Origin of the sequence: Microbacterium alkaliflavum (genome assembly GCF_044325405.1) — a bacterium.
GTDB lineage: Bacteria > Actinomycetota > Actinomycetes > Actinomycetales > Microbacteriaceae > Microbacterium > Microbacterium alkaliflavum.
Genome location: NZ_JBIQWL010000001.1, coordinates 676,318 through 697,553, shown reverse-complemented (window position 1 = coordinate 697,553; position 21,236 = coordinate 676,318). Strand labels below are relative to the sequence as shown.

At 68.8% G+C, this 21,236-nt stretch carries 19 protein-coding genes and 1 tRNA gene; 8 read left to right on the top strand and 12 right to left on the bottom strand.

The genetic code is table 11. The annotated features are described in order from the left end of the window. The first annotated feature begins 4 nt into the window (after window positions 1-4). Window positions 5-757, top strand: coding sequence for an SDR family NAD(P)-dependent oxidoreductase (locus tag ACH3VR_RS02985; protein ID WP_396639260.1), 753 nt, complete (start codon window positions 5-7; stop codon window positions 755-757). A 108-nt stretch (window positions 758-865) separates the two neighbouring features. Here ACH3VR_RS02985 and ACH3VR_RS02980 read toward each other — a convergent pair whose 3' ends face one another. Then, complete coding sequence (locus ACH3VR_RS02980) at window positions 866-1,342, bottom strand: GNAT family N-acetyltransferase (RefSeq protein ID WP_396639259.1); 477 nt, start codon at window positions 1,340-1,342, stop codon at window positions 866-868. Between the two features lie 110 nt (window positions 1,343-1,452). Here ACH3VR_RS02980 and ACH3VR_RS02975 point away from each other — a divergent pair, with 110 nt between their 5' ends. Further along, on the top strand, window positions 1,453-1,668 hold the full coding sequence (locus tag ACH3VR_RS02975) for a hypothetical protein (protein WP_396639258.1): 216 nt from the start codon (window positions 1,453-1,455) through the stop codon (window positions 1,666-1,668). Between the two features lie 67 nt (window positions 1,669-1,735). Here the strand turns inward: ACH3VR_RS02975 and ACH3VR_RS02970 are convergent, their stop codons facing one another. From ACH3VR_RS02970 to ACH3VR_RS02955, 4 genes are all read right to left on the bottom strand, one after another. Next, a complete protein-coding gene (locus ACH3VR_RS02970; RefSeq protein WP_396639257.1) occupies window positions 1,736-2,653 on the bottom strand; it encodes an NADP-dependent oxidoreductase in 918 nt (305 codons plus the stop codon). Between the two features lie 250 nt (window positions 2,654-2,903). Then, window positions 2,904-3,797 carry an alpha/beta fold hydrolase gene (locus ACH3VR_RS02965; protein WP_396639256.1) on the bottom strand — a complete coding sequence of 298 codons (894 nt, stop codon included), beginning with the start codon at window positions 3,795-3,797 and terminating at the stop codon, window positions 2,904-2,906. Between the two features lie 140 nt (window positions 3,798-3,937). Continuing rightward, window positions 3,938-4,621, bottom strand: a complete 684-nt coding sequence (locus ACH3VR_RS02960; RefSeq protein WP_396639255.1) for a response regulator — start codon at window positions 4,619-4,621, stop codon at window positions 3,938-3,940. Continuing rightward, entirely contained in the window at window positions 4,614-6,677 is a 2,064-nt protein-coding gene (locus tag ACH3VR_RS02955; RefSeq protein ID WP_396639254.1) for a histidine kinase, read from the bottom strand. The genes ACH3VR_RS02960 and ACH3VR_RS02955 overlap by 8 nt, the downstream gene beginning before the upstream one ends. Before the next feature lie 218 nt (window positions 6,678-6,895). Here ACH3VR_RS02955 and ACH3VR_RS02950 point away from each other — a divergent pair, with 218 nt between their 5' ends. Next, window positions 6,896-7,393, top strand: coding sequence for a hypothetical protein (locus ACH3VR_RS02950; protein ID WP_396639253.1), 498 nt, complete (start codon window positions 6,896-6,898; stop codon window positions 7,391-7,393). Continuing rightward, window positions 7,377-8,852: a multicopper oxidase family protein gene (locus ACH3VR_RS02945; RefSeq protein WP_396639252.1), complete on the top strand. Its 1,476-nt coding sequence runs from the start codon at window positions 7,377-7,379 to the stop codon at window positions 8,850-8,852. Before ACH3VR_RS02950 ends, ACH3VR_RS02945 begins: the two co-directional genes overlap by 17 nt. Before the next feature lie 124 nt (window positions 8,853-8,976). Here ACH3VR_RS02945 and ACH3VR_RS02940 read toward each other — a convergent pair whose 3' ends face one another. The 4 genes from ACH3VR_RS02940 to ACH3VR_RS02925 all read right to left on the bottom strand — a co-directional run bounded on the left by ACH3VR_RS02940 (window position 8,977) and on the right by ACH3VR_RS02925 (window position 14,493). Further along, the gene (locus ACH3VR_RS02940) at window positions 8,977-11,574 is read right to left on the bottom strand and encodes an ATP-binding protein (RefSeq protein WP_396639251.1); all 2,598 of its coding nucleotides are present in this window, start codon (window positions 11,572-11,574) and stop codon (window positions 8,977-8,979) included. 146 nt (window positions 11,575-11,720) lie between these two features. After that, window positions 11,721-12,137 (bottom strand): (R)-mandelonitrile lyase, encoded by a 417-nt coding sequence (locus tag ACH3VR_RS02935; RefSeq protein WP_396639250.1) that lies wholly within the window; start codon window positions 12,135-12,137, stop codon window positions 11,721-11,723. 69 nt (window positions 12,138-12,206) lie between these two features. Then, window positions 12,207-13,223, bottom strand: coding sequence for a zinc-dependent alcohol dehydrogenase family protein (locus tag ACH3VR_RS02930; protein WP_396639249.1), 1,017 nt, complete (start codon window positions 13,221-13,223; stop codon window positions 12,207-12,209). Between the two features lie 25 nt (window positions 13,224-13,248). After that, a complete protein-coding gene (locus ACH3VR_RS02925) occupies window positions 13,249-14,493 on the bottom strand; it encodes a multidrug effflux MFS transporter (RefSeq protein ID WP_396639248.1) in 1,245 nt (414 codons plus the stop codon). A gap of 100 nt (window positions 14,494-14,593) precedes the next feature. Here ACH3VR_RS02925 and ACH3VR_RS02920 point away from each other — a divergent pair, with 100 nt between their 5' ends. Beyond that, window positions 14,594-15,460, top strand: a complete 867-nt coding sequence (locus tag ACH3VR_RS02920) for a helix-turn-helix transcriptional regulator (RefSeq protein WP_396639247.1) — start codon at window positions 14,594-14,596, stop codon at window positions 15,458-15,460. Between the two features lie 31 nt (window positions 15,461-15,491). On the opposite strand, the gene ACH3VR_RS02915 is transcribed toward ACH3VR_RS02920, so the two are convergent. Next, window positions 15,492-15,567: transfer RNA gene (locus ACH3VR_RS02915), tRNA-Thr, on the bottom strand. Window positions 15,568-15,787: 220 nt separating this feature from the next. Here ACH3VR_RS02915 and ACH3VR_RS02910 point away from each other — a divergent pair. The 3 genes from ACH3VR_RS02910 (at window position 15,788) to ACH3VR_RS02900 (ending at window position 18,448) form a co-directional block, all read left to right on the top strand. Further along, window positions 15,788-16,684: a MetQ/NlpA family ABC transporter substrate-binding protein gene (locus ACH3VR_RS02910; RefSeq protein WP_396639246.1), complete on the top strand. Its 897-nt coding sequence runs from the start codon at window positions 15,788-15,790 to the stop codon at window positions 16,682-16,684. Window positions 16,685-16,755: 71 nt separating this feature from the next. Continuing rightward, window positions 16,756-17,796 (top strand): methionine ABC transporter ATP-binding protein, encoded by a 1,041-nt coding sequence (locus ACH3VR_RS02905; protein WP_396639245.1) that lies wholly within the window; start codon window positions 16,756-16,758, stop codon window positions 17,794-17,796. Continuing rightward, window positions 17,789-18,448 carry a methionine ABC transporter permease gene (locus ACH3VR_RS02900; RefSeq protein ID WP_396639244.1) on the top strand — a complete coding sequence of 220 codons (660 nt, stop codon included), beginning with the start codon at window positions 17,789-17,791 and terminating at the stop codon, window positions 18,446-18,448. Before ACH3VR_RS02905 ends, ACH3VR_RS02900 begins: the two co-directional genes overlap by 8 nt. A gap of 64 nt (window positions 18,449-18,512) precedes the next feature. Here the strand turns inward: ACH3VR_RS02900 and ACH3VR_RS02895 are convergent, their stop codons facing one another. Together ACH3VR_RS02895 and ACH3VR_RS02890 are read right to left on the bottom strand one after the other, a co-directional pair. Further along, window positions 18,513-20,072, bottom strand: coding sequence for an alpha/beta hydrolase (locus ACH3VR_RS02895; protein ID WP_396639243.1), 1,560 nt, complete (start codon window positions 20,070-20,072; stop codon window positions 18,513-18,515). After that, entirely contained in the window at window positions 20,069-21,226 is a 1,158-nt protein-coding gene (locus ACH3VR_RS02890) for a DNA polymerase III subunit delta' (protein WP_396639242.1), read from the bottom strand. Before ACH3VR_RS02890 ends, ACH3VR_RS02895 begins: the two co-directional genes overlap by 4 nt. Window positions 21,227-21,236 lie beyond the last annotated feature (10 nt).

Sequence of the window (21,236 nt, the reverse complement as noted above, 5' to 3'; positions counted from 1 at the left end):
CGACATGGACTACTTCGATCTGACCGGGCGGCGAGCTCTGGTCACTGGAGGCAACCGCGGCCTCGGCCTCGCGATCGCTCACGCGCTCGCAGCCGCCGGCGCCCACGTCGTCCTGGGCGTCCGCGATCCGGAAAGCGCGGAACCACCACTCCGAGCGATTCGGGCTGAGGGCGGTTCCGCGACCTCGATCGTCCTCGATGTCACTCGGCTTGATGAGGCTCGAGCGGCACTCGACGCGGCATCCCACGATGGCGCGTTCGACATCCTGGTCAACAACGCCGGCGGTGGGATAAACGCGCCGGCGATCGACGTCAGGGAGGCGGATTTCGATGCGGTGTGGTCGCTGAACGTCCGTTCGGCGCTGTTCCTCTCGCAGCACGTGGCGCGCTCGATGCCGTCCGGGAGTGCGATCGTGAATGTCGCGTCGCAAGCAGGCATCGTGGCACTGCCGGGCGAGTCGTCGTACTGCATCGCAAAGGCAGCGATGCTGCATATGACGCGCTGCCATGCGGTTGAGTGGGGCGACCGGGGCATCCGCGTCAATGCGGTCGCTCCCACGTTCATCGAAACCGACGGCACGGCCGAGGCGCTGTCAGACCCGACGTTCCGCGCCGACGTCATCGACCGGATAGCGGCGCTGCACCGGATCGGCAAGCCAACGGAAGTGGCTGGAGCCGTGGTCTTTCTCTGCTCTCCCGCAGCGTCGCTCATCACCGGTCAGACGCTGGTCGTCGACGGCGGGTGGACCATCCGCTGACTGGGACGCGGCGATGACACCGCGCGATGCGCGCAGCATCTGGCCAAGCGGACGGCAGCGGCTCGTACCCGGGAACGCGCGGGTCCGGCTTCCGGGCCGACCAACCTGCTAAAGCGCCTTGCGCATCTGCTGCGTCACGACGTCGTACCCCGCTGAGGCGTAGAGCAGGATGGCGGGGCGATTGGAGCCGAAGACGTTCAATTCGAGCGCCCTGGCGCCGGCATCCCGGGCTGCTGTTTCAACGGCCGACAGCAGTGCGCGTCCGAGACCCGTACCCCTCCGCGCCTCGACGACCTCGATGTCGTAGAGGAACGCGACATCGGGCGCCCCGCGCGGATGATCCAAGCTCACCCAGGCGCGACCCACCGGCTCACCTGCCGCGTCCACAGCCGTGAACAACAGCATCCGCTCTGTCTCGAGTCCGTCGGGAAGGGCCTGCGCGTTCTCCTCGCGCGCTCGTTCAACCGCTCCTTCCGCCGCCCATCGGCCCGCCTCGACCTGTTCCCCTGCATACTCCTCGGCGAGGACGAGCTGCCACTCGTCGAACTCCGTGCGGGTCATCGGCCGCACCGTCACCGTCGCCATTCGTGATCCTTCACTGCCTCAGACCGTTGGCTTCCGATACCAACGGTTGCACGCCGACCGACCGGTTGTCGCGCTCGTCGCTGACCTGGCCGGATGGATAGGGTTCGCTCATGGCATCGGACGTCACGCTGTACATCGGTCCGGAGACGGCATATCGGAAATTCCGCTTCGCGCACGTTTCCGAGTGGGAAGCTGTCCGCTCCCAGATCACGGCGGCCATGGACGCAGGCAAGGGGTTGATCGAGATCCCGTGGAAAGGTGACACGGTCGTCTTCGTCTACAGTCCGTATCTCATGGTGTCTTGGGTGGAGAAGCCCGCCGGGTAGCGGCCGTAGCCGACGCAGTCACTGAACGGTCAACGACCGCCTGTCGGTCGTGAAGCGTGCACCGGGGTCAGTTCCGCATTCGGATGACGGTCTTCCCGCCTCGCCGGCTCGTCGGGTTCAGGGCGGTGACGGCATCCTCGAGCGCGGCAACGGTGCCGATGTGCGAATGGAGGCGTCCGTCCCGCACTCGCTGCACGATCTGCGTCAGCTGCGCCGGAACGGACTCGACGACGAAATCCACAACCGTCGCGTCAACCGGGCGGGCTTCTACCGGGCCGACGACCGACACCAAGGTCCCGCCGGGACGGATGATCGCCGCGGAAGCCTCCTGGACGTCCCCGCCGATGACGTCGAAGACCAGGTCGACCCCGCCGATGTCGCGGATATCCTCACTGTCGAGGTCGAGGAACTCGTGCGCGCCGAAATCGAGGGCCGCCTGCCGACTCGTCGCCCGCCCGGTGCCGATCACGTAGGCGCCGAACTCTCGTGCCAATTGCGTGACGACAGATCCCACCGCACCCGCGGCACCGTGGGCGAGCACAGTCTGGCCGGGCTGCAGTCGGCCATGCTGGAACAGCCCCTGCCACGCCGTCAGACCCGAGATCGGCAAACTGGCAGCCAGCGTGAAGTCGATATCACCGGGAAGCGGTGCGAGATTGCGCGCTTCCACGGCGACGAAGTCAGCCAGGCTCCCGTCACGGTGCCAGTCCGCGATTCCGAATACCCGCTGCCCGAGGGAAAGACCGGTCGTGCCGTAGCCGAGGCCCGTGACCACGCCGGCGAGCTCGTGGCCGATGATCGGCTGCGTCCGCTCGTGGCCGGAGCGGTCGATCCAGGTCGAGGGCCACTCCCACTCCGCCGGAACGAAACCCGAGGCGCGGACCTCCACCAGCACGTCGTTGATCGCCGGCGCCGGCTCTGCAACGTCCGACAACCTGATCCCGGCGGCGACAGCGGAACGATCCGCCGCGATGACTGCCCTCATGAAGCGGTCCCTCCAGGAACCCGAACCGCGTGCACAGATCTGATGGCATACCTGGCGACAGCACGCTCAGCCCACATTCGCACCGGTACCCCCGCTTCGTCCCCCACGGCCGCAGTCTAGGATCAGCACGTTCCACCCGTAATACCCGGAGCTGCGGGATGAGGGACCCCGCTGCGCACGTGGGACCCCGCTCGCGACGTTCGGCTTCTGCGCGAAGCCCGTGCGGCGACCCACGCGGGTCGGCCCGGATTCAGTGGGGGTCGGTCAGCCATTGGACGACGACGGTCGGCGCGGTGTCCGCTGCCTCCAGAGCGAACGCGACGTGTGAGCCGTCCATCCAATGCACGTCGCAGTCGGGGATGTGGGCTTTGGCGTAGTCGGCGCTCGCAGGCGGGACGATCTTGTCGTGCCGGCCGTGGAGGACGAGCGTCGGACAGGTGATGCGGTCCAAGCGCGCCGGCTCGAAGATCTTGAAGTCATTGCGCATCCCCGGGCGACGTCTCGCGGAATCCATCGACGCCGCGAGCACCGCCTCCAACTGGACGGTGCACCCCGGGATCGCTGCGAGTGCGGTGCCGCGCTGGGCGGCTTCGGAGCGGGTGTAGGTGCCCGCGCCCTGGAGCAGCACGGTCAGGGTTAGCCTGGTCGCGTGGCGAAGGAGCCACAGCTGCGCTTTGGCGGTGATGTCACGGGCGGCGATGCTCGACAAACGGCTGGGGATCGGGCCGGGGATGCACACGCTGTCCACTTGCACCAGCTTCGTCACGCGCTCCGGATGCCGGGCGGCGAGCTCGTAACCGGCGGGTCCGCCGCCTGACACCGCATACACGATGACCGTGTCGATGCCCAGCACGTCCAGCAGAGCCGCGAGCGCATCACCCTGCTCAGCAAACGTGCGGCCCGTGGTCAACGGTGTGCCCAAATAGCCGGGCCTGCTGGGGGCGATGACCCGATACCCGTTCAGCCGGAGGAACTCAGCGCCCACCAATCCTTGATCCCAGCCGCCGAGAGTGCCATGCACGGCGAGTACCGGTTCGCCGTCACCCCGTTCGGCATACTCCATCGATCCAGCCGACGTTGTGACCGTGCGCGGCGTCTCCGCCATGCACGAGCGGAAGTCTTCCGCAGTCGGTGCGACGACCATGCCTCATCCTCGCAGCGCGAGGATGCGCAGACCAGATGAAGCTCATCGCCGAGCTGCCGGCTGAACGGCCGACGGAGAATGCCGATCAGGAGGTCCGCGCCATGAGGATCGCAATCAAGCGGACCCACTGACTCCCGCCGTCAATCCTCCGTGCTGGTGTTCTGCAGGAAGGCGAGCACTGCCGCTACCCGACGATGTACGCCGGATTCGGGCAGGCGCAGCTTGGTGAAGATCGCATTGACGTGCTTCTCGACGGTTGATGACGAGAGGAAGAGGGCGTGCTCGATACCGGCGTTCGTCTTGCCGAGCGCCATCTCGCGCAGGACGTCCAGCTCGCGCGGCGAAAGAGCCGCCAGCGGACTCGACGCGCCGGCCGAGCGCCTCCGCACCAGGGTGTCCACGACCTTCGGGTCGATCACTGAGCCGCCCGCGCGCGTCTCGCGAAGTGCGTGCACCAGGTCCTCGAGGTCGCCGATGCGGTCCTTGAGCAGATAGCCGAGGCCGGCTGAGCCGTCGGCGAACAGCGCGAGCGCGTAGCTCTCGTCAGCGTGCTGCGAGAGCACCACGACGCCGATGTGAGGATGCGAGGCACGGATGGTGCGGGCTGCCTCGATGCCTTCGGTCTGATGACCCGGCGGCATCCGGATGTCCGTCAGCACTGCGTCAGGGTTGAGCCGGCGGACGGCATCGAGGAGTTCGACGGCGTTGCCGGTCGAGCCCACGACGTCGATCTCGCCGGAGTCCTCGAGAAGTCGACGGAGCCCTTCGCGCACGAGGTAGTTGTCCTCCGCGATGACGACATTCAGAGGGACGGTCTCACCCATGACCGCCGCCGGTGGTCACGGGAAGCTCCACCCTGACGTGCGTGCCGGAGGGAGCGTTGGCGGTCACTGCGAGAGTGCCGCGCAGAGCGGCCACGCGGTCCCGGATGTTCGCGAGCCCGCCCCGCGTCGCACTGGCGGTGACCGTCGTCCCGAGGCCGCGTCCATCGTCGGTCACGTCGATCCGCAGATGCCCGTCTTCGCGCGTGAGCCCGACCGAGGCGTGTGTCGCTTGAGCGTGCTTGGCCGTGTTCGAAAGAGCCTCGCGCACCACGTAGTAAGCGGTCGTCTCGACCTCATCCGCGAAGCGCTCAGACCGCACGCTCGCATCCGCATCGACCGTGAGGGGGATTGGAAAGCGCGCGACCCCTGACTCGAGTGCGGCGACGAGGCCGTTGTCGCTCAACACGGGAGGACGGATGCCCTGAGCGAGTTCGCGCAGGTCGGTGAGCGTCTCCCGGGCGTGGTCCTGCAGCGCGACGAGTTCGTCGGGCTGGAGCTCGTTTCGCTGCAGCCGGTTGCGTGCGAGGCGCAGTCCGGCGATGAGCGCGACGACGTTCTGCTGGATGCCGTCGTGGAGGTCGCGCTCCAGGCGTTTGCGTTCGTCATCCTGCGCGGCGACGAGGCGCTCGCGGGAGGCCCGCAGCTCCTCGAGCTGTTCGGCGAGCTGTGCCGTCAGACGCACATTGTCGATCGCAGAGGTCGCCTGCGCGGCGACCGTGCGGAGGAGGGCGCGCTCGGCGTCGGTGTAGTCGCCGCGGCGGCGCGCGCCCAGCTCGACGCGTCCCAGCAGTTCGTCGCCACGGACGAGATCATGGGCGACAGCCGGACGTTCGGTCTCCGCGGCATCCGCTTCGCCCGCCCACCCCATGGGTGAGTCCAAGAGGGAGCCATCGGATGCCGCGAGGCGGATGTGCACCCACGAGGCTTCGAGCCCATCGCGGAGGGCCTGTGCCAACTCGGTGAGCAGTTGCGACGGGGCGACACTCTGCTCGAGTCTGGCTCCGAGCTCGCTCAGCATTTCGAGCTGGCGCTCCCGGTCACCCAACATGGCGCGCCGGATGGCCCGTTGTAGCCACCCGCGCACGGGGAGCAGAGCCACCGCGACCAAAGCCGTGATGAAGACGAGACCGACCCCGGCGATCTGCGCGCCGAGAAGCACCGCAGGGGCCGCCACCGCGGCTCCGTAGAGCACGGTGATGAGCACACCGGATGACCGCACGACGGCCACGCCACGGTCGCCTGCCGCCACGTCGAAGGCGCCGTACCGGAGGATGCCGTAGATGAAGACGGCGGGCAGCGCGATCTGACCCGCGAGTGCCAATGCGCCGAAGAGCCAGACCTCGGGCCAGGCGGTCCAGAGGGTCCAGCCGCCGATCGCTGCCAGAACCGAGACGAGCAGCGGCCGAAGACGTGACCGGGTTCCCGCGTCGCCGAATACGGCCCGGGGAAGGAAGATGATCAGTCCGACGACCATCGCAAGCCACAGCCCGGCCAGTGCGACCTCCACGACTGGGCCCGCCCAGGCGAGCCACGGCACGAAGAGCGGACTGGGTACCTGAAGGTCACCGGGGATCTCGGCGTACTTCGGCCACAGGATGTGCTCGCTCGTGACCAAGCTGAGCGGTCCGGCGACCACGACGATCCACGCGAGCGGCGGAATGATCCGGGCCCACCGGCCTCCTGGAACCCCGTTGGGGAATGCCGCGATCATGACGAGGTACGCGGCCGCTGACAGGGCGTCGCTCGTGAGGCCGACAACGTTGAGGTAAGGAAGCCACGGCTCCGAGATGGCCTGTGGGTTCGTCGCGAGGAACGTCTCGTATGCCGACGAGACAGCTAACGCTGTGCCGCCGATCGCGACACAGATCGCCGCGAGCGAGGGGGATGCTGTGAGCAGCCACACGCCGAAGGTGAAGATGGGAAGCACTCCGAGGAGCGGCCAGAGCAGCGCGTCCCCGCCGGTGGGCGCGACGAATCCCCGGACGATGAAGACGTAGGCGAGCGACGCGGTGCCGATCGGACCCAGCGTCGCGAGCCACACCCACCTGCGGACCACAGTTCCTATGATCCGCCTGTTCATTGTTCCCGGACAGGCGGCGTTCCGCGGGGCGCAATGGGGGTCAGCCCCCAGTGTTCCGGCGGCTGGCCGTGTACCGATCGGGTGACCCCGTCGCGAGTCTGGAGAGACGCGGACGCGACCGGCGTCCACGGCAACGCCGACAGAGCATGCAGACGGGGCGTTCGCAGCGCATATCGCACGGAGAGGTGTCAGTCATGCGAGTGGTCTATGCAGTGATCGCCTGGATCGTCGCCGGAGGAGTCGTCGTCCAGGCCGCCTCGATCGCTTTCGGCTTGGGCGGGATGGTCCATTTCGTCCAAGAAGGCGGTGTCATCGACAAGGCACTCGTCGAGAGCCGACAAGGGAGCTTCGAGGGGGAGCTCGGGTTTCCGATCCACGCGATCGTCGGCGGAGGCGTCATCCCCCTCGCGGCCCTGACCCTCGTCGTCGTCTCGTTCTTCGTGAGAGCTCGCGGGGCGAAGCTGTGGGCACTCGTCGTGCTCGGTCTCGTGGTCCTCCAGGTCTCGTTGGGATACAGCATCCCTGACGCTCCCTGGGCTGGTCTCGTGCACGGGGCGAACGCGCTCGCTGTGCTCCTCGCCGCAGTCTTCGCTGCGCTGCGCATTCGCAATGCCCCCGCTGTCCCCCGCCGAGCAGCAGGCTTGCACCGCACAGCCGATGCGACGCCGAACGCCGATGCCGTCTCGACGTGACGTCTTCCGCTGGGTCCTGACGGGAGTCGCGCTCAGCACGGCGGCCGCGCTGGGCGCGGTCGCGTGGAGCTCGACGCTCCGCGGCGAGTACTCGGTCATGGACATGGGCGGCGATGCCGCGGCCTCTGACGGCCATCACCATGCGGGGACGGCGTCGGCCATCTCGGTGACCTCGCTCACCGCGGACCCGGACCGACGGCCAGACGTGCGCATACGCCTCGTCGCCCGCGCCGAAACCGTCGACATTCCCGGCGTGGGCCCGATCGAGGGCTACACCGTCAACGGGACGTCACCCGGACCGACGATCCGGGCGCGGCAGGGTGATCTGGTCGAGGTCGAGTTCGTGAACGAATCCGTTACGGCGGGCGCCACCCTCCATTGGCATGGAATGGACGTGCCGAACGCCGCCGATGGCGTGGCCGGCGTCACGCAGGATGCGGTCGCGGTGGGCGAGTCATTCACCTACCGCTTCGAGGCGGCGGATGCCGGGACGTACTGGTATCACTCCCACCAGGTGTCCCACGAGCAGGTGGAGCGCGGGCTGTTCGGGGCGATCGTCATCGCGCCGGCCCGGTCATCCACTGCTGTCGGGTCACGTGCCGAGCAGGACGTCGTCGCGCTTCTCCACGTGTACGCGGGCCGGCATACGCTCAACGGCGCCGCACAGGACACGCATGTCGTCGCCGCACCGGGCGCACGCGTACGCGTTCGGGTCATCAACACCGACCAGGGCACGGCGTCGGTCTGGTCCAGCGGACCGTTCCGCGTCGTCGCGACAGACGGCCATGAGGTCGTGAGTCCGAGCGACGTGGAGGGACAGACGGTACGGATCCCCGCGGGCGGCCGCCTGGACGTCACGGTGGTCGCGCCCGAGCGCGGCGCGGTGGACCTGCACGTCGGAGGCGGCCGGGTCATCCACATCGGAGACGCAAGCGCGAGCACCCCGCCCGCTCCGCAGCCGAACCGCTCGCTCGATCTGCTCGCCTACGGCAGCTCGACACCCCTCGACTTCGACGCATCGACCCCCGACCGCATCTTCGACTATGTGATCGGACGCCGCTGGGGGATCATCGACGGACGCCCCGGCAACTTCTGGACCATCAACGGGCACATGTTCCCCGACGTGCCGATGTTCCACGTGCGCGACGGCGAAGTCGTCGTGATGCGCCTGCGGAACGAGAGCGGCGAGGTGCACCCGATGCACCTTCACGGGCATCACGTCGTCGTCCTGTCCCGCAACGGAATCTCGGCATCGGGCAGTCCGTGGATCGTGGATTCGCTCGACGTACAGGCCGGCGAGCGCTACGAGATCGCATTCGTGGCCGACAACCCCGGTATCTGGATGGATCACTGCCACACGCTGCCTCACGCGGTCGACGGGCTCACCGCGCATGTCATGTACGAGGGCGTCACGACACCGTTCACGATCGGCGGCGCGCGGGGGAACCGGCCGGAGTGAAGGCAACCGTCACTCCGCATTCCGACCGGCCTCGACATCGTGCGGCTCATGAGGTCGGTCCTCACACAGGGATCGATCAGGGATCCGTACTTATGGCCCGCCGCTGCGCTCGATCCGCAGGGCGTCACGATGCTGCGGTTTCGAGCGCCAGCTGCACGGCATCCGCCCGGCTCAGGCGGTGTCCACGGTCGCGGGCCGCCTGGAACCGGTCCGCTTGGGCCGATGCGAGGACACGCTCGACGAACGGCCCATACGTGACGTACGACCGCCGGTCGAAGATGCCGGTCCGACGCCGGATCGTCTCCGCCGCACCCAGGAACGTCCCCGCCCGCTCGATATCGCCCAGAACGATCTCGCACGCGGTGAGGCCCTCGAAGGCATACCCGATGCCGTCTTCGCCACCGAACGACAAGGTGATCTCGAGATGCCTGGTGAAGAACTCCGGATGCGCCTCACCGAGCGCGAGCCGGCTCCAGCCGACATTGGTGAGGGTGATGCCCTCGACGAACCGGTCGCCTGCGCGGACGGCATCTGCGAGCGCGGCCTCGAAGAACGTGAGCGCCTCCGCGGGGCGGCCGCGAAGAAGCTCCGTGGTCCCCATGACGCTTCGGAACACGGCGTTGAACGACGGGTCGACGTCGACTGGCACCAGCTCGAGCGCTCGGCGCAGGGCCTCCTCGGCGCGATCGAGCCTGGGCGGTGTCGACGCGTTGAACGCGATCGCCAGGATTGTGAGCGCACATCCCTCGCTGAACGCATCCTTCGCCTCATGCAACAGCGCGACGGCATACTCGATGGCTTCCACATCGACCATGGCGCCCGGCTGCCATTCCGACACCCACTCCGGGACCAGGCGCGCGACAGCGCGGGCGCGATCCGTGCGCGGAACCCCCGCCTGGAGCACGTCGCGCATCCATGCCTTCGCCTCCAGAAGCAGCTCCTCGATCCACCAATACAGCAGCAGCCGCCACACCGCGTCCGCCACGGCGTCCACATGACCCGCCGTGATGAGGTGTCGGAACCCCACACGCAGGTTGTCGCGTTCCGCGTCAAGCCGCTGGACCGCGGCGCTCTGTGTCGATCCACGTAGGAGCGGCTCGACCTCCGCGGCGAGGCGCACGTAGTACTCACCGTGCGCGAGACGCACCACAGCGGCATCCGTGCACCCATCGAACTGTGCGGCGGCGATCTCGCGCACCGGTGCGAGCATCGAGAAGATCGGCACCCCGTCGACGTCGTGCGCTCGCAGGAGGCTCGCGTCGACGAGCTCGAGCAGCGTCTCGAGAAGACCGGCCGTCGACGGGTCATCCGCCGTGACCGCTTCGGCGGCGTCCAGGCTGAAATCGCCGGCGAACACGCCGAGGCGTGTGAAGAGCGCCTGCGCATCCGCATCGAGAAGATCCAGGCTCCACTCGATGGTCGTCTGGATCGTGCGCTGGCGCTCCGGAGCGTCACGGTCGCCCGCCGGCAGCCTTGCGAGAACGCTGTCGAGCCGCTTGAGCATCGCCGCAGGCGAGAGAGCACGGATGCCTGCTGCCGCCAGTTCGATCGCGAGCGGAACACCGTCGAGTGCTCGGCAGAGCCGAGCGACGTCTCCACCGTTGCTCTCCGTCAGTTGGAACCGTGAGTCGGCAGCCCGAGCGCGATCGGTGAAGAGTCGCACCGCCGCGCAGTGGCCGATCTCCGCCAGTGGGTCATTCTCCGCGTCATGCGGGAGATCCAGCGGGTCGAGGTCGAAAACCTGCTCGCCATGGATGCGGAGCCGGGCGCGGCTCGTCACGACGACGGTGGCGTCTGCGAGCCGGGCGAGCAGCATCGCGACGTCCGGCGCAGCCTCGATGATCTGCTCGAAGTTGTCGAGCACGAGAAGGTCGCGCCGGCCGGCGCGCGCGCGGGCGAGTCTCTCGATCAGCGGCAGATCCTCGCCCGCGCGGACGCCCAGCTCCCGGGCGATCGCGGGAAGCATATCGTCGGGGTCGCGGATGTGCTCGAGCGGGACGAAGGTCACCCGGTCGAACCTCTCAGTCGCCAGCCGGGCAACTTCGATCGCAAGGCGGCTCTTTCCGATTCCGCCCGGTCCGACGAGGGTGATGAGCCGGCGCCTCTCGTCCGCCCGCGTGTCGCCGAGCCACACGAGCAGAGTGGAGACCTCCGCGCTGCGACCGAGGATGGCCGTGCTCGGCGTCGGCATGCGACCGGTGACCGGCTCGGCGACCGCTGCGGCCATCGTCGGACGACCGGCGTCGAACCGTTCAGCGAGAAGAGTCGCGAGGTCGGTCTCGAGCAGTCGTGCCAGCTCGTCCGCGTCTGCGAAGGACTTGTATGACGCGGTGTCGTCGTCACGGATCCGTGCCATGAGGACCGCCAGCCGTTCATCGCGCTCCGCCGGCTCCTTGACGTAGATGAGCTTCGGCATGTCCGAGTCGGCGAGCCGGTACTCGTCCTCGAGGCCGGACACCTCTTCGCCCGGCGCGACCCAGCCGTACTGCTCCCAGTACACGCCCACGAAGATGTCGCTCTGCGCAAGGTACGCCCGGTACAGCGCCCGGGGCGGATGCGGTCGAGCGCCCAGCTCGAACATCACCGGCGCGAGGTGAAGCAGCTCGATCGCCGCCCGAGCGGCCTGCCGTTCGGGCTCGAGCTCGCGCAAGGTCGAGCTGACGAACACCCGGATCCGTTGATCTGGAGTGCGGATGACGCGCGCAGGCAGGACGCCGCTCATCACGGCGCCTGCCTCATACGGGTCGGGCGAGGGCGGCGCCCCATGGCGTCATTGTCTGCCCGTTCCGACGTGCCGTCCAGTGTCGCGTCGCCTCGGTGCACATCGGGGTGCGAGTCACCGCTCGCCTCGGTCCGGCCATCCCTTGCTCAGCGGGATGTCACCGTGGGACCGCGCCCGTACTCTTCGTCGGTGACGTGGGCTCCCCAATCGGCGCTCGACTCGCCGTCAGGCGTCTCGTACATCGCGATGTGGGTCATGAAGCGGTCGGGGGCGGCGCCGTGCCAGTGCTCCTCGCCGGGCGGCGTGTACACGGTCTGACCCGGGTGCACCTCGATGACCTCGCCGCCGCGCGCCTGCACGAGCGCGACGCCTTCGGTGACGAGCAGCGTCTGTCCGCCCGGGTGCGAATGCCATGCCGTGCGCGCACACGGCGCGAACCGCACGACTCCCACGCTCATGCGCTGACCGGGATCCTGCGGCGAGGCGACCAGATCGAGCCACACGTCGCCGGTGAACCACTCGGGCGGGTTCTTGATGGTCTGCCGTTCGGATTCAACCTTCACGGACTGTTCCCTTCTCTCCGACAGGGGTCCGGCACACGTACGGCCGGACCCCTGAAATGTTGCGGATGCTCAGACGCGCAGCAGAGCCTTGATGGCCCGGCGTTCGTCCATGGCCTGGTACGCCTCGGCGGCCTGATCGAGCGGCACCTCGAGGTCGAAGACCTTTCCGGGGTCGATCTCGCCGTTCAGGATGAGGTCGATCAGGTGCGGCAGGTAGTCGCGCACAGGCGCCGGGCCGCCGTGCAGATGGACGTGCGAGAAGAAGAGCTCCTGTCCGTCGAGCGACACGTCGTGGGCGACGCCGACGTAGCCGACGTGTCCGCCGCGCCGCGTGGCGCGGATCGCCTGCAGCATCGACTCCTGGGTCCCGACGGCCTCGATGACCGAGTGTGCGCCGTAGCCGCCGGTGAGGTCCTTGATCTTCTGGACGCCGTCGTCGCCGCGCTCTTCGACGATGTCGGTCGCGCCGAACTCGCGCGCGAGCGCCTGTCGGTCGGCGTGGCGCGACATCGCGATGATGCGGTCGGCACCGAGCTGCTTGGCAGCCAGGATGCCGAGGAGTCCGACGGCTCCGTCGCCGACGACGGCGACGGTCTTGCCGGGGCCTGCCTCGGCGGCGACCGCAGCGAACCAGCCCGTGCCGAGCACGTCGGATGCCGCGAGCAGCGAGGGGATCTTGTCTGCCGGCGGAAGTTCGGGGGTCGCGACGAGCGTGCCGTCGGCGAGCGGGACTCGCATGTACTCGGCCTGCGACCCGTTGATGCCCTCGCGGTGCATGCAGCCGGACTGGTACCCCGCCTGGCAGATCTCGCACGTGTTGTCGGAGGTGAAAAACGAGCCGACGACGAACTGCCCGGGCGTGATGCTCGTCACGTCGGCTCCGACCTCCTCGACGATCCCGCAGTACTCGTGGCCCATCGCGATCGGGTCGGCGACTGCGTCGGTGCCGCGGTACGGCCACAGGTCGGAGCCGCACACGCACGCGGCGGCGAGCTTGATGATCGCGTCGGTCGGATGCTGGATCGTGGGCTTGGGGCGCTGTTCGACGCGAACGTCGCGCGGGCCGTACAGGATGGTGGCCTTCATGGTGGGTCTCCTTCGGATGAGTGGATCAGTGGATGCCGGCAAGCTCGGCGCCGGCGGCGGCGCTCACCATTGCCCCGCGGCGAGTGGTGACGACCGCGGCGATGGCGGCGAGGACGATGCAGGATGCCGTGACGATGCCCAGGGGAAGGATCGCGGCGGCGCCGGCGATGCCGACGAGAGGGGCCGCGATGCCGCCGAGACCGAACCGCACCATGCCGAGCACGGAAGAGGCGGTGCCCGCAATCTGAGGATGATCGGCGAGTGCCAGCGTTGTAGCCGGCGGACTTGTGATCGCGGCGCCGCTGACGAGCGCGAAGAGCGAGAGGATGACGACCCATACCGGGCTCGGCACCAGGCCGGCGAACACGAGTCCCGCCGCGCCGACGGCTGACATCGCGATGCCGAGCGCGAGCGTGCGGTGCAGGCTCCAGCGTTCCGCGGCTCGGCCGGCGAGGAAGCCGAATGCCATGAAGCCGGCCGAGTTGAGCCCGAACGCGAGGGCGTACTGCTGCGGCGAGAGTCCGTACACGCCCTGGAGGATGTAGGTGGCACCGGCGAGGTACGCGAAGATCGCGGCGTACATGAAGCCCTGGTTGAGGACTGCGCCGACGAAGCGCGAATCGGTGAGAAGGGTCCGGAAATCCCGGGCGGTCTGCGCGAAGCCGCCCGTGCGGCGCTCGTCGACGGGGAGCGTCTCGGGGAACAGCCAGATCGTCGCGACCAGCAGGAGCACTCCGATTGCGGCGAGTGCGACGAAGAGTCCGCGCCAGTCGGTGAGCAGCGCGACCTGTCCGCCCAGGAGCGGACCGATGATGGCGGCGAGTCCGCCGACGACCGTCAGGCGCCCGTAGAAGCGGATGAGCTGGGCGCCCTCATAGACGTCGCGTCCCGCGGCCTGCGCGATGACGATGCCGACGCCTCCCGCGAGTCCCTGCACGAGCCGGGCAAGGATGAGCAGGTCGATCGACGGGCTGAGGGCGCAGAGGAGCGACGTCGCGATGTACGCGACCACCCCCGTGAGGAGCACGCGACGACGCCCGAACCGATCCGAGAGCGGGCCCGCGACGAGTTGCCCCGCGGCGAGGCCGATGAGGCATGCGGTCACTGTCAGCTGGGCGGCCGACGTGACGGCGCCCAGCTCGGCCGTCAGCGCCGGGAGCACCGGCAGGTAGAGGTCCATCGAGATGGGACCGAACACCGTCAGCAGTAGGAGCAGGGGCGGGAGCAGGCGGCCGAAGCGCCGCGACGTATCGGTGACGGAAGAAGGCATGAATCCAGCATCCGGAACTCTTCGTACGCGAGGGAGTCACTGACAAGGGGTGTACCAGCAGGGCACCCCACGGCCAGGGCGATCGACTTAACCTTCATGCATGGACAACAAGGCGGAAGTGCGCGAGTTCCTCATGTCGCGCCGTGCCAAGCTCACTCCCGAGGCCGCGGGCCTCCCGGGTGGCGCCAACCGCCGCGTCCCAGGACTGCGCCGCACCGAGGTCGCGATCCTCGCGGGTGTCAGCGTCGAGTACTACGCCAAGCTCGAGCGCGGCGCGATCGCGGGGGCCTCGGCATCCGTCCTCGACTCTGTGTCACGCGCGCTGCAGCTCGATGACACCGAGCGGGCGCACCTGCTCGATCTTGCCCGCGCGGCCGACGGCATCCCGGCATCCGGACGCGCACGGCGCCGCAGCAGCCGACCGGCCGCTCCGCGACCGAGCCTCGAGTGGGCCCTCGCCGCGATCACCGACGCCGTCGCCTTCGTGCGCGACACGCATCAGAACCTGCTGGCGACGAATGAACTCGGCAGAGCCTTCTACTCACCCGTCATCGGCGACGGCGGACGGACGCCGAACCTCGCCCGCTTCCAGTTCCTCGATCCGGCCGCGCGGGACTTCTACCCGGACTGGGACCTCTTCGCGGCGATGTGCGTCAACATCATGCGGGCCGAGGCGGGCCGCGACCCGCATGACAAGGGTCTGCAGGACCTCGTCGGCGAGCTGTCGACGCAGAGCGAGACATTCCGCACCCTGTGGGCTGCGCACAACGTCCGCACGCACGGCTCGGGGACGAAGCGGTTCCACCATCCGGTCGTGGGCGAGCTGACCCTCGCCTACGAGGAGCTCGCGATCACGGCCGAGGCCGGACACATCATGATGGTCTACACCGCCGAACCCGGCTCGCCGTCGGCCGAGCGCCTGCAGCTGCTCGCATCCTGGGCCGCGAAGCATCCCACGACGGTCTGAGCGCGCACTGGCGGCGCCTGTGCTGTAAATGTGGAGCCACCTAAGGGAATCGAACCCTTGACCTATTCATTACGAGTGAATCGCTCTGCCGACTGAGCTAAGGTGGCGCACCTCGCTTGCGCGGGGCACGATGAACGATCTTACAGGGTCCGGAGAGTGCTCGCGAACCACGCCGGGTGTCGACGTGTTACGAAGCGATTCGACGGGCTTCCGCGGCCCCGGTTAGCGTCGAGGAGGCACCGCGACGTGGCGAACGCGGTACCAGTGATCGCGTTCGACCATCCACACAGCATCCCGCGGTGACCGTCGAACACCAGGAGTATCGCCATGCCCACCAAGAAGTCACTCGTCGCCGCATCCATCGCCCTCCCCCTCGCCCTCCTGCTCGGCGGCTGCGCCTCCGGATCGGCGGATGCCGGCAGCAGCGCCGACGCGAACGAGACCGTGAAGATCGGCGTCGTCGGGGCGGGCGACCCGTACTGGGAGACGTACAAGGACGCAGCCGCGGCTGAGGGCATCGACGTCGAGCTCGTCGACTTCAGCGAGTACACGCAGCCCAACCCCGCCCTGTCGGCCGGCGAGCTGGACCTCAACCAGTTCCAGCACATCATCTACCTCGCGACCTACAACGTGAACAGCGGCGACGACCTCGTGCCCGTGGGCGCGACCGCGATCTACCCGCTCGGCCTGTACTCGGCGAAGTACGACGACGTCGCCGACATCCCCGAGGGCTCCACCGTCGCAGTGCCCAACGACGAGTCCAACCAGGCCAGAGGCCTGCTCGTCCTCCAGTCGGCCGATCTCATCGAGCTCGAGGACGGCGGCTCGATCTTCTCGACCGTCGCCGACGTGCTGCCTTCGTCGAAGGTCAAGGTCGAGGCGCTCGACGCCGCCTTCACTGCGACGTCGCTCCCGGACGTCGCCGCCGCGATCATCAACAACGACTTCGTCGAGGACGCCGGCCTCAAGCCGGAGGACGCGATCGCGCAGGACGACCCCAGCGACCCCAACGCCCTGCCGTACGTCAACATCTTCGCGGCGCGCGCCGACCAGGCCGACAACCCCACCTACAAGAAGCTCGTCGAGCTCTACCAGAACACGCAGAGCGTGCTCGACGGCGTGCAGGACGCCTCCGGCGGCACGGCCGTCTTCGTGAAGACCCCGGTCAAGGACCTCCAGACGTCGCTCGAGGCCGTCCAGGACGACATCAAGGCCAACTCGTAGGCAGTACACCCCGTGTGCGGCCCGTTCTGCGGAACGGGCCGCACGCGCACGTCCAGACCAGAGGAGGCGCCGTGGCGCTCATCCGATTGCACGGCGTCACCAAGACGTTCCCCGCTTCGTCGAAGAAGGATGCCGCACCCGTCGTTGCCGTCGACGATGTGTCGCTCGACATCGCGGCGGGCGAGATCTGCGGCATCATCGGCTATTCCGGCGCGGGCAAGAGCACCGTCCTGCGCCTCGTGAACGCGCTCGAGACCCCGACCTCCGGCGCCGTGGAGATCGACGGCCGCGACATCACGCGTCTCCGCGAGCGTGAGCTGCGGACCCTTCGGGGCGACATCGGCATGATCTTCCAGCAGTTCAACCTGTTCGACGCGCGGACAGTGGCGGGCAACGTCGCGTATCCACTCGAGGTCGCCGGCCGCTCACGCGCCGACATCGCGACGCGCGTCGACGAGCTGCTGCGCTTCGTCGGCCTCGCCGACAAGGCGAAGAACTACCCCGAGCAGCTGTCCGGCGGCCAGAAGCAGCGCGTGGGCATCGCGCGCGCGCTCGCCACGAGCCCGCGCATCCTGCTCGCCGACGAGGCGACGAGCGCGCTCGACCCCGACACGACGCAGGAGGTGCTCACGCTCCTGCGCCGCGTCAATTCCGAGCTCGGCATCACGATCCTCGTCATCACGCACGAGATGGACGTCATCCGCACGCTCGCCGACCGCGTCGTCGTGATGGAGGCCGGCCGCATCATCGAGTCCGGCGAGGTGTTCGACGTACTGTCCGCCCCGCAGCATCCCGCCACGCGTCGCTTCGTCGCGAGCATCATCGAGGACGTGCCGGTCGGCGACCAGCTGCAGACGCTCAGGGAGCGGCATCCCGGTCGCATCGTGACCTTCACGATCCGCGACGGCGACGTCACGCAGTCCGAGGTCTTCTCGACGATCGCCGACCACGGCGTGCGCTTCGAGCTCATCCACGGGGGCATCAACGACATCCGCGGGCGGGTCTTCGGTCACCTGACGCTCGCCCTGCGCGGCGAGCCCGCGGCGGTGCAGCGCGCGATCGACGCGGCTTCCGCCTTCGCCCCGCTCATCGAGGAGGACGCCCGTGGATAGGCTCGTCGACCTGCTCCCCGAGCTCTGGGCGGCCACCGCCGAGACGCTCTACATCGTGACGCTGGCGCTGATCTTCGGCGGGCTCCTCGGCCTCCTGCTCGGCCTCGCCCTCTACGCGACGCGGTCCGGAAGCCTCTTCCCCAACCGGCCCGTCTTCGGCGCGCTGAACGTCGTCGTGAACTTCTTCCGCCCGATCCCGTTCGTGATCTTCCTGGCCGCCGTGCAGCCGTTCGCGCGCAGCCTCGGCATCCCGGGCATCGGACCGGAGTTCGCGGTCTTCGCGATCTCGATCGCCTCGATGTTCGCGATCAGCCGCATCGTCGAACAGAACCTCCTCACGGTGCGCCCCGGCGTCATCGAGGCGGCGCGTGCCGCGGGCGCGAGCCGCTCGCGGATCCTCTTCCGGCTCATCCCCCGCGAAGCCCTCGGACCCCTCGTGCTCGGCTACACGTTCATCGTCGTCGCGCTCGTCGACATGACCGCGATCGCAGGCGCGGTCGCGGCGGGCGGTCTCGGCGAGTTCGCGATCGTCTACGGGTTCAAGCAGTTCAACCCGGTCGTGACGTGGGCCGCGGTGCTCGTCATCGTGATCATCGTGCAGGCGGTGCAGTTCATCGGCAACGCGCTCGCGCGCCGCATCCTGCGTCGCTGAGCCGACGTGCGGCGGGCGGCGACCGGCCGTTGTCAGGTGAGGGATGCCGGGCGACCGGCATCCCTCACCCGCAGCGCAGCCCGTCCTGAGGGACGGTGCCCTTCAGCAGGTACGCCTCGACGGCGGAGTCGACGCACGAGTTGCCCTTGTTGTAGCCCGTGTGGCCCTCGCCGACGCGCGTGATGAGCACGCCTGACGAGAGCTGGTCGGCGAGCGAGACGGCCCACTCGTAGGGCGTCGCGGGGTCGTTGGTCGTGCCGACGACGACGATCGGCGCGGCGCCGTCGGCCGTGATCTTCTCGCGGACACCGGTCGGCGGATACGGCCAGACCTCGCACGGATCCGGGCCGAACCAGTACGGCGCCACCGTCGGCGCCTTCTCGTCGAGCTCGGCCTGCGCTTTGGCGAGATCCTCTGGCGAGGTGTCGACCGGGTAGTCCATGCAGTTGTACGCGCGGAACGCCTCCGTCGAATTGTCGGAGTACTGGCCGTTCTCACGGTTGTAGTAGAAGTCGGCGAGCTGGAAGGCGACGTCGGGGTTGCCCTGCAGCGCGTCGGAGAGCGCCGTGGTGAGGTACGGCCAGCTGTCCTCGGAGTACAGAGCCGCGACGATCGCCGTCATGAGCGTGTCCGACCCGAGCTTGCGCCCGTCCGATCCCCGCAGCGGCGAACGGTCGACGCTCGCGAGCAGCGTGCCGAGGTCTTCCATCCCCTCGTCGACCGTGCCGCTGAACGGGCACTTGTCGCCCTTGAGGCAGGAGGCCATGTACGCGCGGAGGGCGTTCTCGAACCCGATGCCCTGTGTGATGTTGACCTCGAGGCCCGACACCGACGGATCGATCGCACCGTCGAGCACGAGCCGGCCGACGCGCTCCGGGTAGAGCTTCGCGTAGGTCGAGCCGAGGAACGTGCCGTACGAGTAGCCCAGGTAATTGAGCTTCTTGTCGCCCAGCACCGCGCGCATGAGGTCCATGTCGCGCGCGGCGTTCTCGGTCGTGATGTACGGCAGGATGCCGTCGCTGTTCGCGTCGCACGCCTTCGCGAACGCGCTGTGCCGGTCGAGGAGCTCCTGGTTCCAGGCATCCGATCCGCGGGCATTCTTCGGCACGTCGAACAGATAGCCGTCCATCTGCGATGCGTCGTAGCAGCGCACCGCCGTCGACTCGCCGACGCCGCGCGGATCGAACCCGATGACATCGTACGACTGCTGCAGCGGCTGGCCCACGGCGTAGTCGAGCGAGTCGCGGATGAGCCCGATACCGCTCGCGCCCGGCCCGCCCGGGTTGGTCAGCAGCGAGCCGATCGCCTCGCCGCCCGTCGCGCGGTGCCGGATGAGGGCGAGATCGATCTCGCCCTTGGCGGGGTCGCTCCAGTCGAGCGGCGCCGTCACCGTCGTGCACTGGAAGCCCGAATCGCACGCCTTCCAGTCGATCTCCTGCGCGTAGAACCGCAGCAGATCGGCCGAGACGCCCTCCGTGTCGGGCGCCGCACTGGCGGTCGAGACCGGCGCGCTCGGTTCGGGGATGAGCTGGTAGAGGCATCCCGAGAGCAGGAGGGATGCCGCGGCCAGCGTCGCGACGAGAGCGGCGGCGCGCCGCGGGCGGCGCGTGCGGGTGGGGTTCACGGTGTCCTTCCGCTCGCGACGGTCACGAGCATGCTCTCGAGGGCGAGCGCCGGGGCGACGTTCTGCTCGAGGTTGCGGCGGGTCTCGGCGATGCGGTCGAGCACGGTCAGCGTGCGCTGCGGCGTCCACGCCTGCGCGACGGCGCGCAGCTCGGGCTCGAGCTCGACGTTGATGAGGTCGCCGCCGCGGCCGAACTGCAGCACGACGATGTCGCGGAACATCGACTGCAGGTCGGTGAGCACACGGTCGATGCCGTCGCGCAGGCTCCGAGTCGCGCGACGCTTCTGGTCGTCCTCCAGTGCGGACAGCTGTGCGCGCACCGCGGGGGGAACGGCGGCGCCCTCGGCGATGCCGAGCGTGCGCAGGAGCGTGGAGCGTTCGGCCTCGTCGCGCTCGGCAGTGAGGGCCTTCGCGTCGTCGGTCGCAACCTGCACGATCGTGCCTGCGACCTCGACGGCATCGCCGACGCCGCGCACCCGCAGCACCGCGCGGAGCGTCTCATCGCGCCGGGCCCGCGCGGCGGAATCGGTCGCGAGCCGCTGCGCCATGCCGATGTGGCGCTGCGCGTGGCGTGCCGACTGCTCGGCGATCGCGGGATCGACGCCCGTCCGCTGCACGATGAGCCGGGCGACGTCGGCGATCTCGGGATCGCGGAGCCGCAACGTGCGCACGCGCGAGCGGATGGTCGGGAGGAGATCTGCCTCGCTCGGCGCGCAGAGCACCCAGACGGTGCGCTCGGGCGGTTCTTCGAGCGCCTTGAGCAGCACGTTCGACGTGCGCTCGGCCATGCGGTCGGCGTCTTCCATGACGATGACGCGGTAGCGGCCGAGCGAGGGCGCGAAGTACGACCGCTCGACGAGCGACCGTGCGTCCTTGATCGAGATGATGACGCCCTCGGTGCGCAGCGCCGTGAGGTCGGGGTGCGTGCCGGCCAGCACCTGGCGCATCGCCTGCTCGTCGCCGGGCTCGGCGATGAGGGCCGCGGCGAAGGCGTGCGCGAGCGTCGACCGCCCCGAGCCGGGCGGGCCCGTGATGAGCCACGCGTGCGTGAGCGAGGCGGGATCGGATGCCGCGGCCCGCAGTGCCGCCACCGCGTCGTCCTGACCCCACACATCGCTCCAGGGCGGAGCGGAGATGTCCGCCGTGGCATCCATGGCGACCAGC

Coding starts and splice junctions, on each gene's coding strand:
- ACH3VR_RS02985 (WP_396639260.1), top strand. CDS start 5: ATGGACTACTTCGATCTGACCGGGCGGCGAGCTCTGGTCACTGGAGGC.
- ACH3VR_RS02980 (WP_396639259.1), bottom strand. CDS start 1,342: ATGGCGACGGTGACGGTGCGGCCGATGACCCGCACGGAGTTCGACGAG.
- ACH3VR_RS02975 (WP_396639258.1), top strand. CDS start 1,453: ATGGCATCGGACGTCACGCTGTACATCGGTCCGGAGACGGCATATCGG.
- ACH3VR_RS02970 (WP_396639257.1), bottom strand. CDS start 2,653: ATGAGGGCAGTCATCGCGGCGGATCGTTCCGCTGTCGCCGCCGGGATC.
- ACH3VR_RS02965 (WP_396639256.1), bottom strand. CDS start 3,797: ATGGTCGTCGCACCGACTGCGGAAGACTTCCGCTCGTGCATGGCGGAG.
- ACH3VR_RS02960 (WP_396639255.1), bottom strand. CDS start 4,621: ATGGGTGAGACCGTCCCTCTGAATGTCGTCATCGCGGAGGACAACTAC.
- ACH3VR_RS02950 (WP_396639253.1), top strand. CDS start 6,896: ATGCGAGTGGTCTATGCAGTGATCGCCTGGATCGTCGCCGGAGGAGTC.
- ACH3VR_RS02945 (WP_396639252.1), top strand. CDS start 7,377: ATGCCGTCTCGACGTGACGTCTTCCGCTGGGTCCTGACGGGAGTCGCG.
- ACH3VR_RS02940 (WP_396639251.1), bottom strand. CDS start 11,574: ATGAGCGGCGTCCTGCCTGCGCGCGTCATCCGCACTCCAGATCAACGG.
- ACH3VR_RS02930 (WP_396639249.1), bottom strand. CDS start 13,223: ATGAAGGCCACCATCCTGTACGGCCCGCGCGACGTTCGCGTCGAACAG.
- ACH3VR_RS02925 (WP_396639248.1), bottom strand. CDS start 14,493: ATGCCTTCTTCCGTCACCGATACGTCGCGGCGCTTCGGCCGCCTGCTC.
- ACH3VR_RS02920 (WP_396639247.1), top strand. CDS start 14,594: ATGGACAACAAGGCGGAAGTGCGCGAGTTCCTCATGTCGCGCCGTGCC.
- ACH3VR_RS02910 (WP_396639246.1), top strand. CDS start 15,788: ATGCCCACCAAGAAGTCACTCGTCGCCGCATCCATCGCCCTCCCCCTC.
- ACH3VR_RS02890 (WP_396639242.1), bottom strand. CDS start 21,226: ATGGATGCCACGGCGGACATCTCCGCTCCGCCCTGGAGCGATGTGTGG.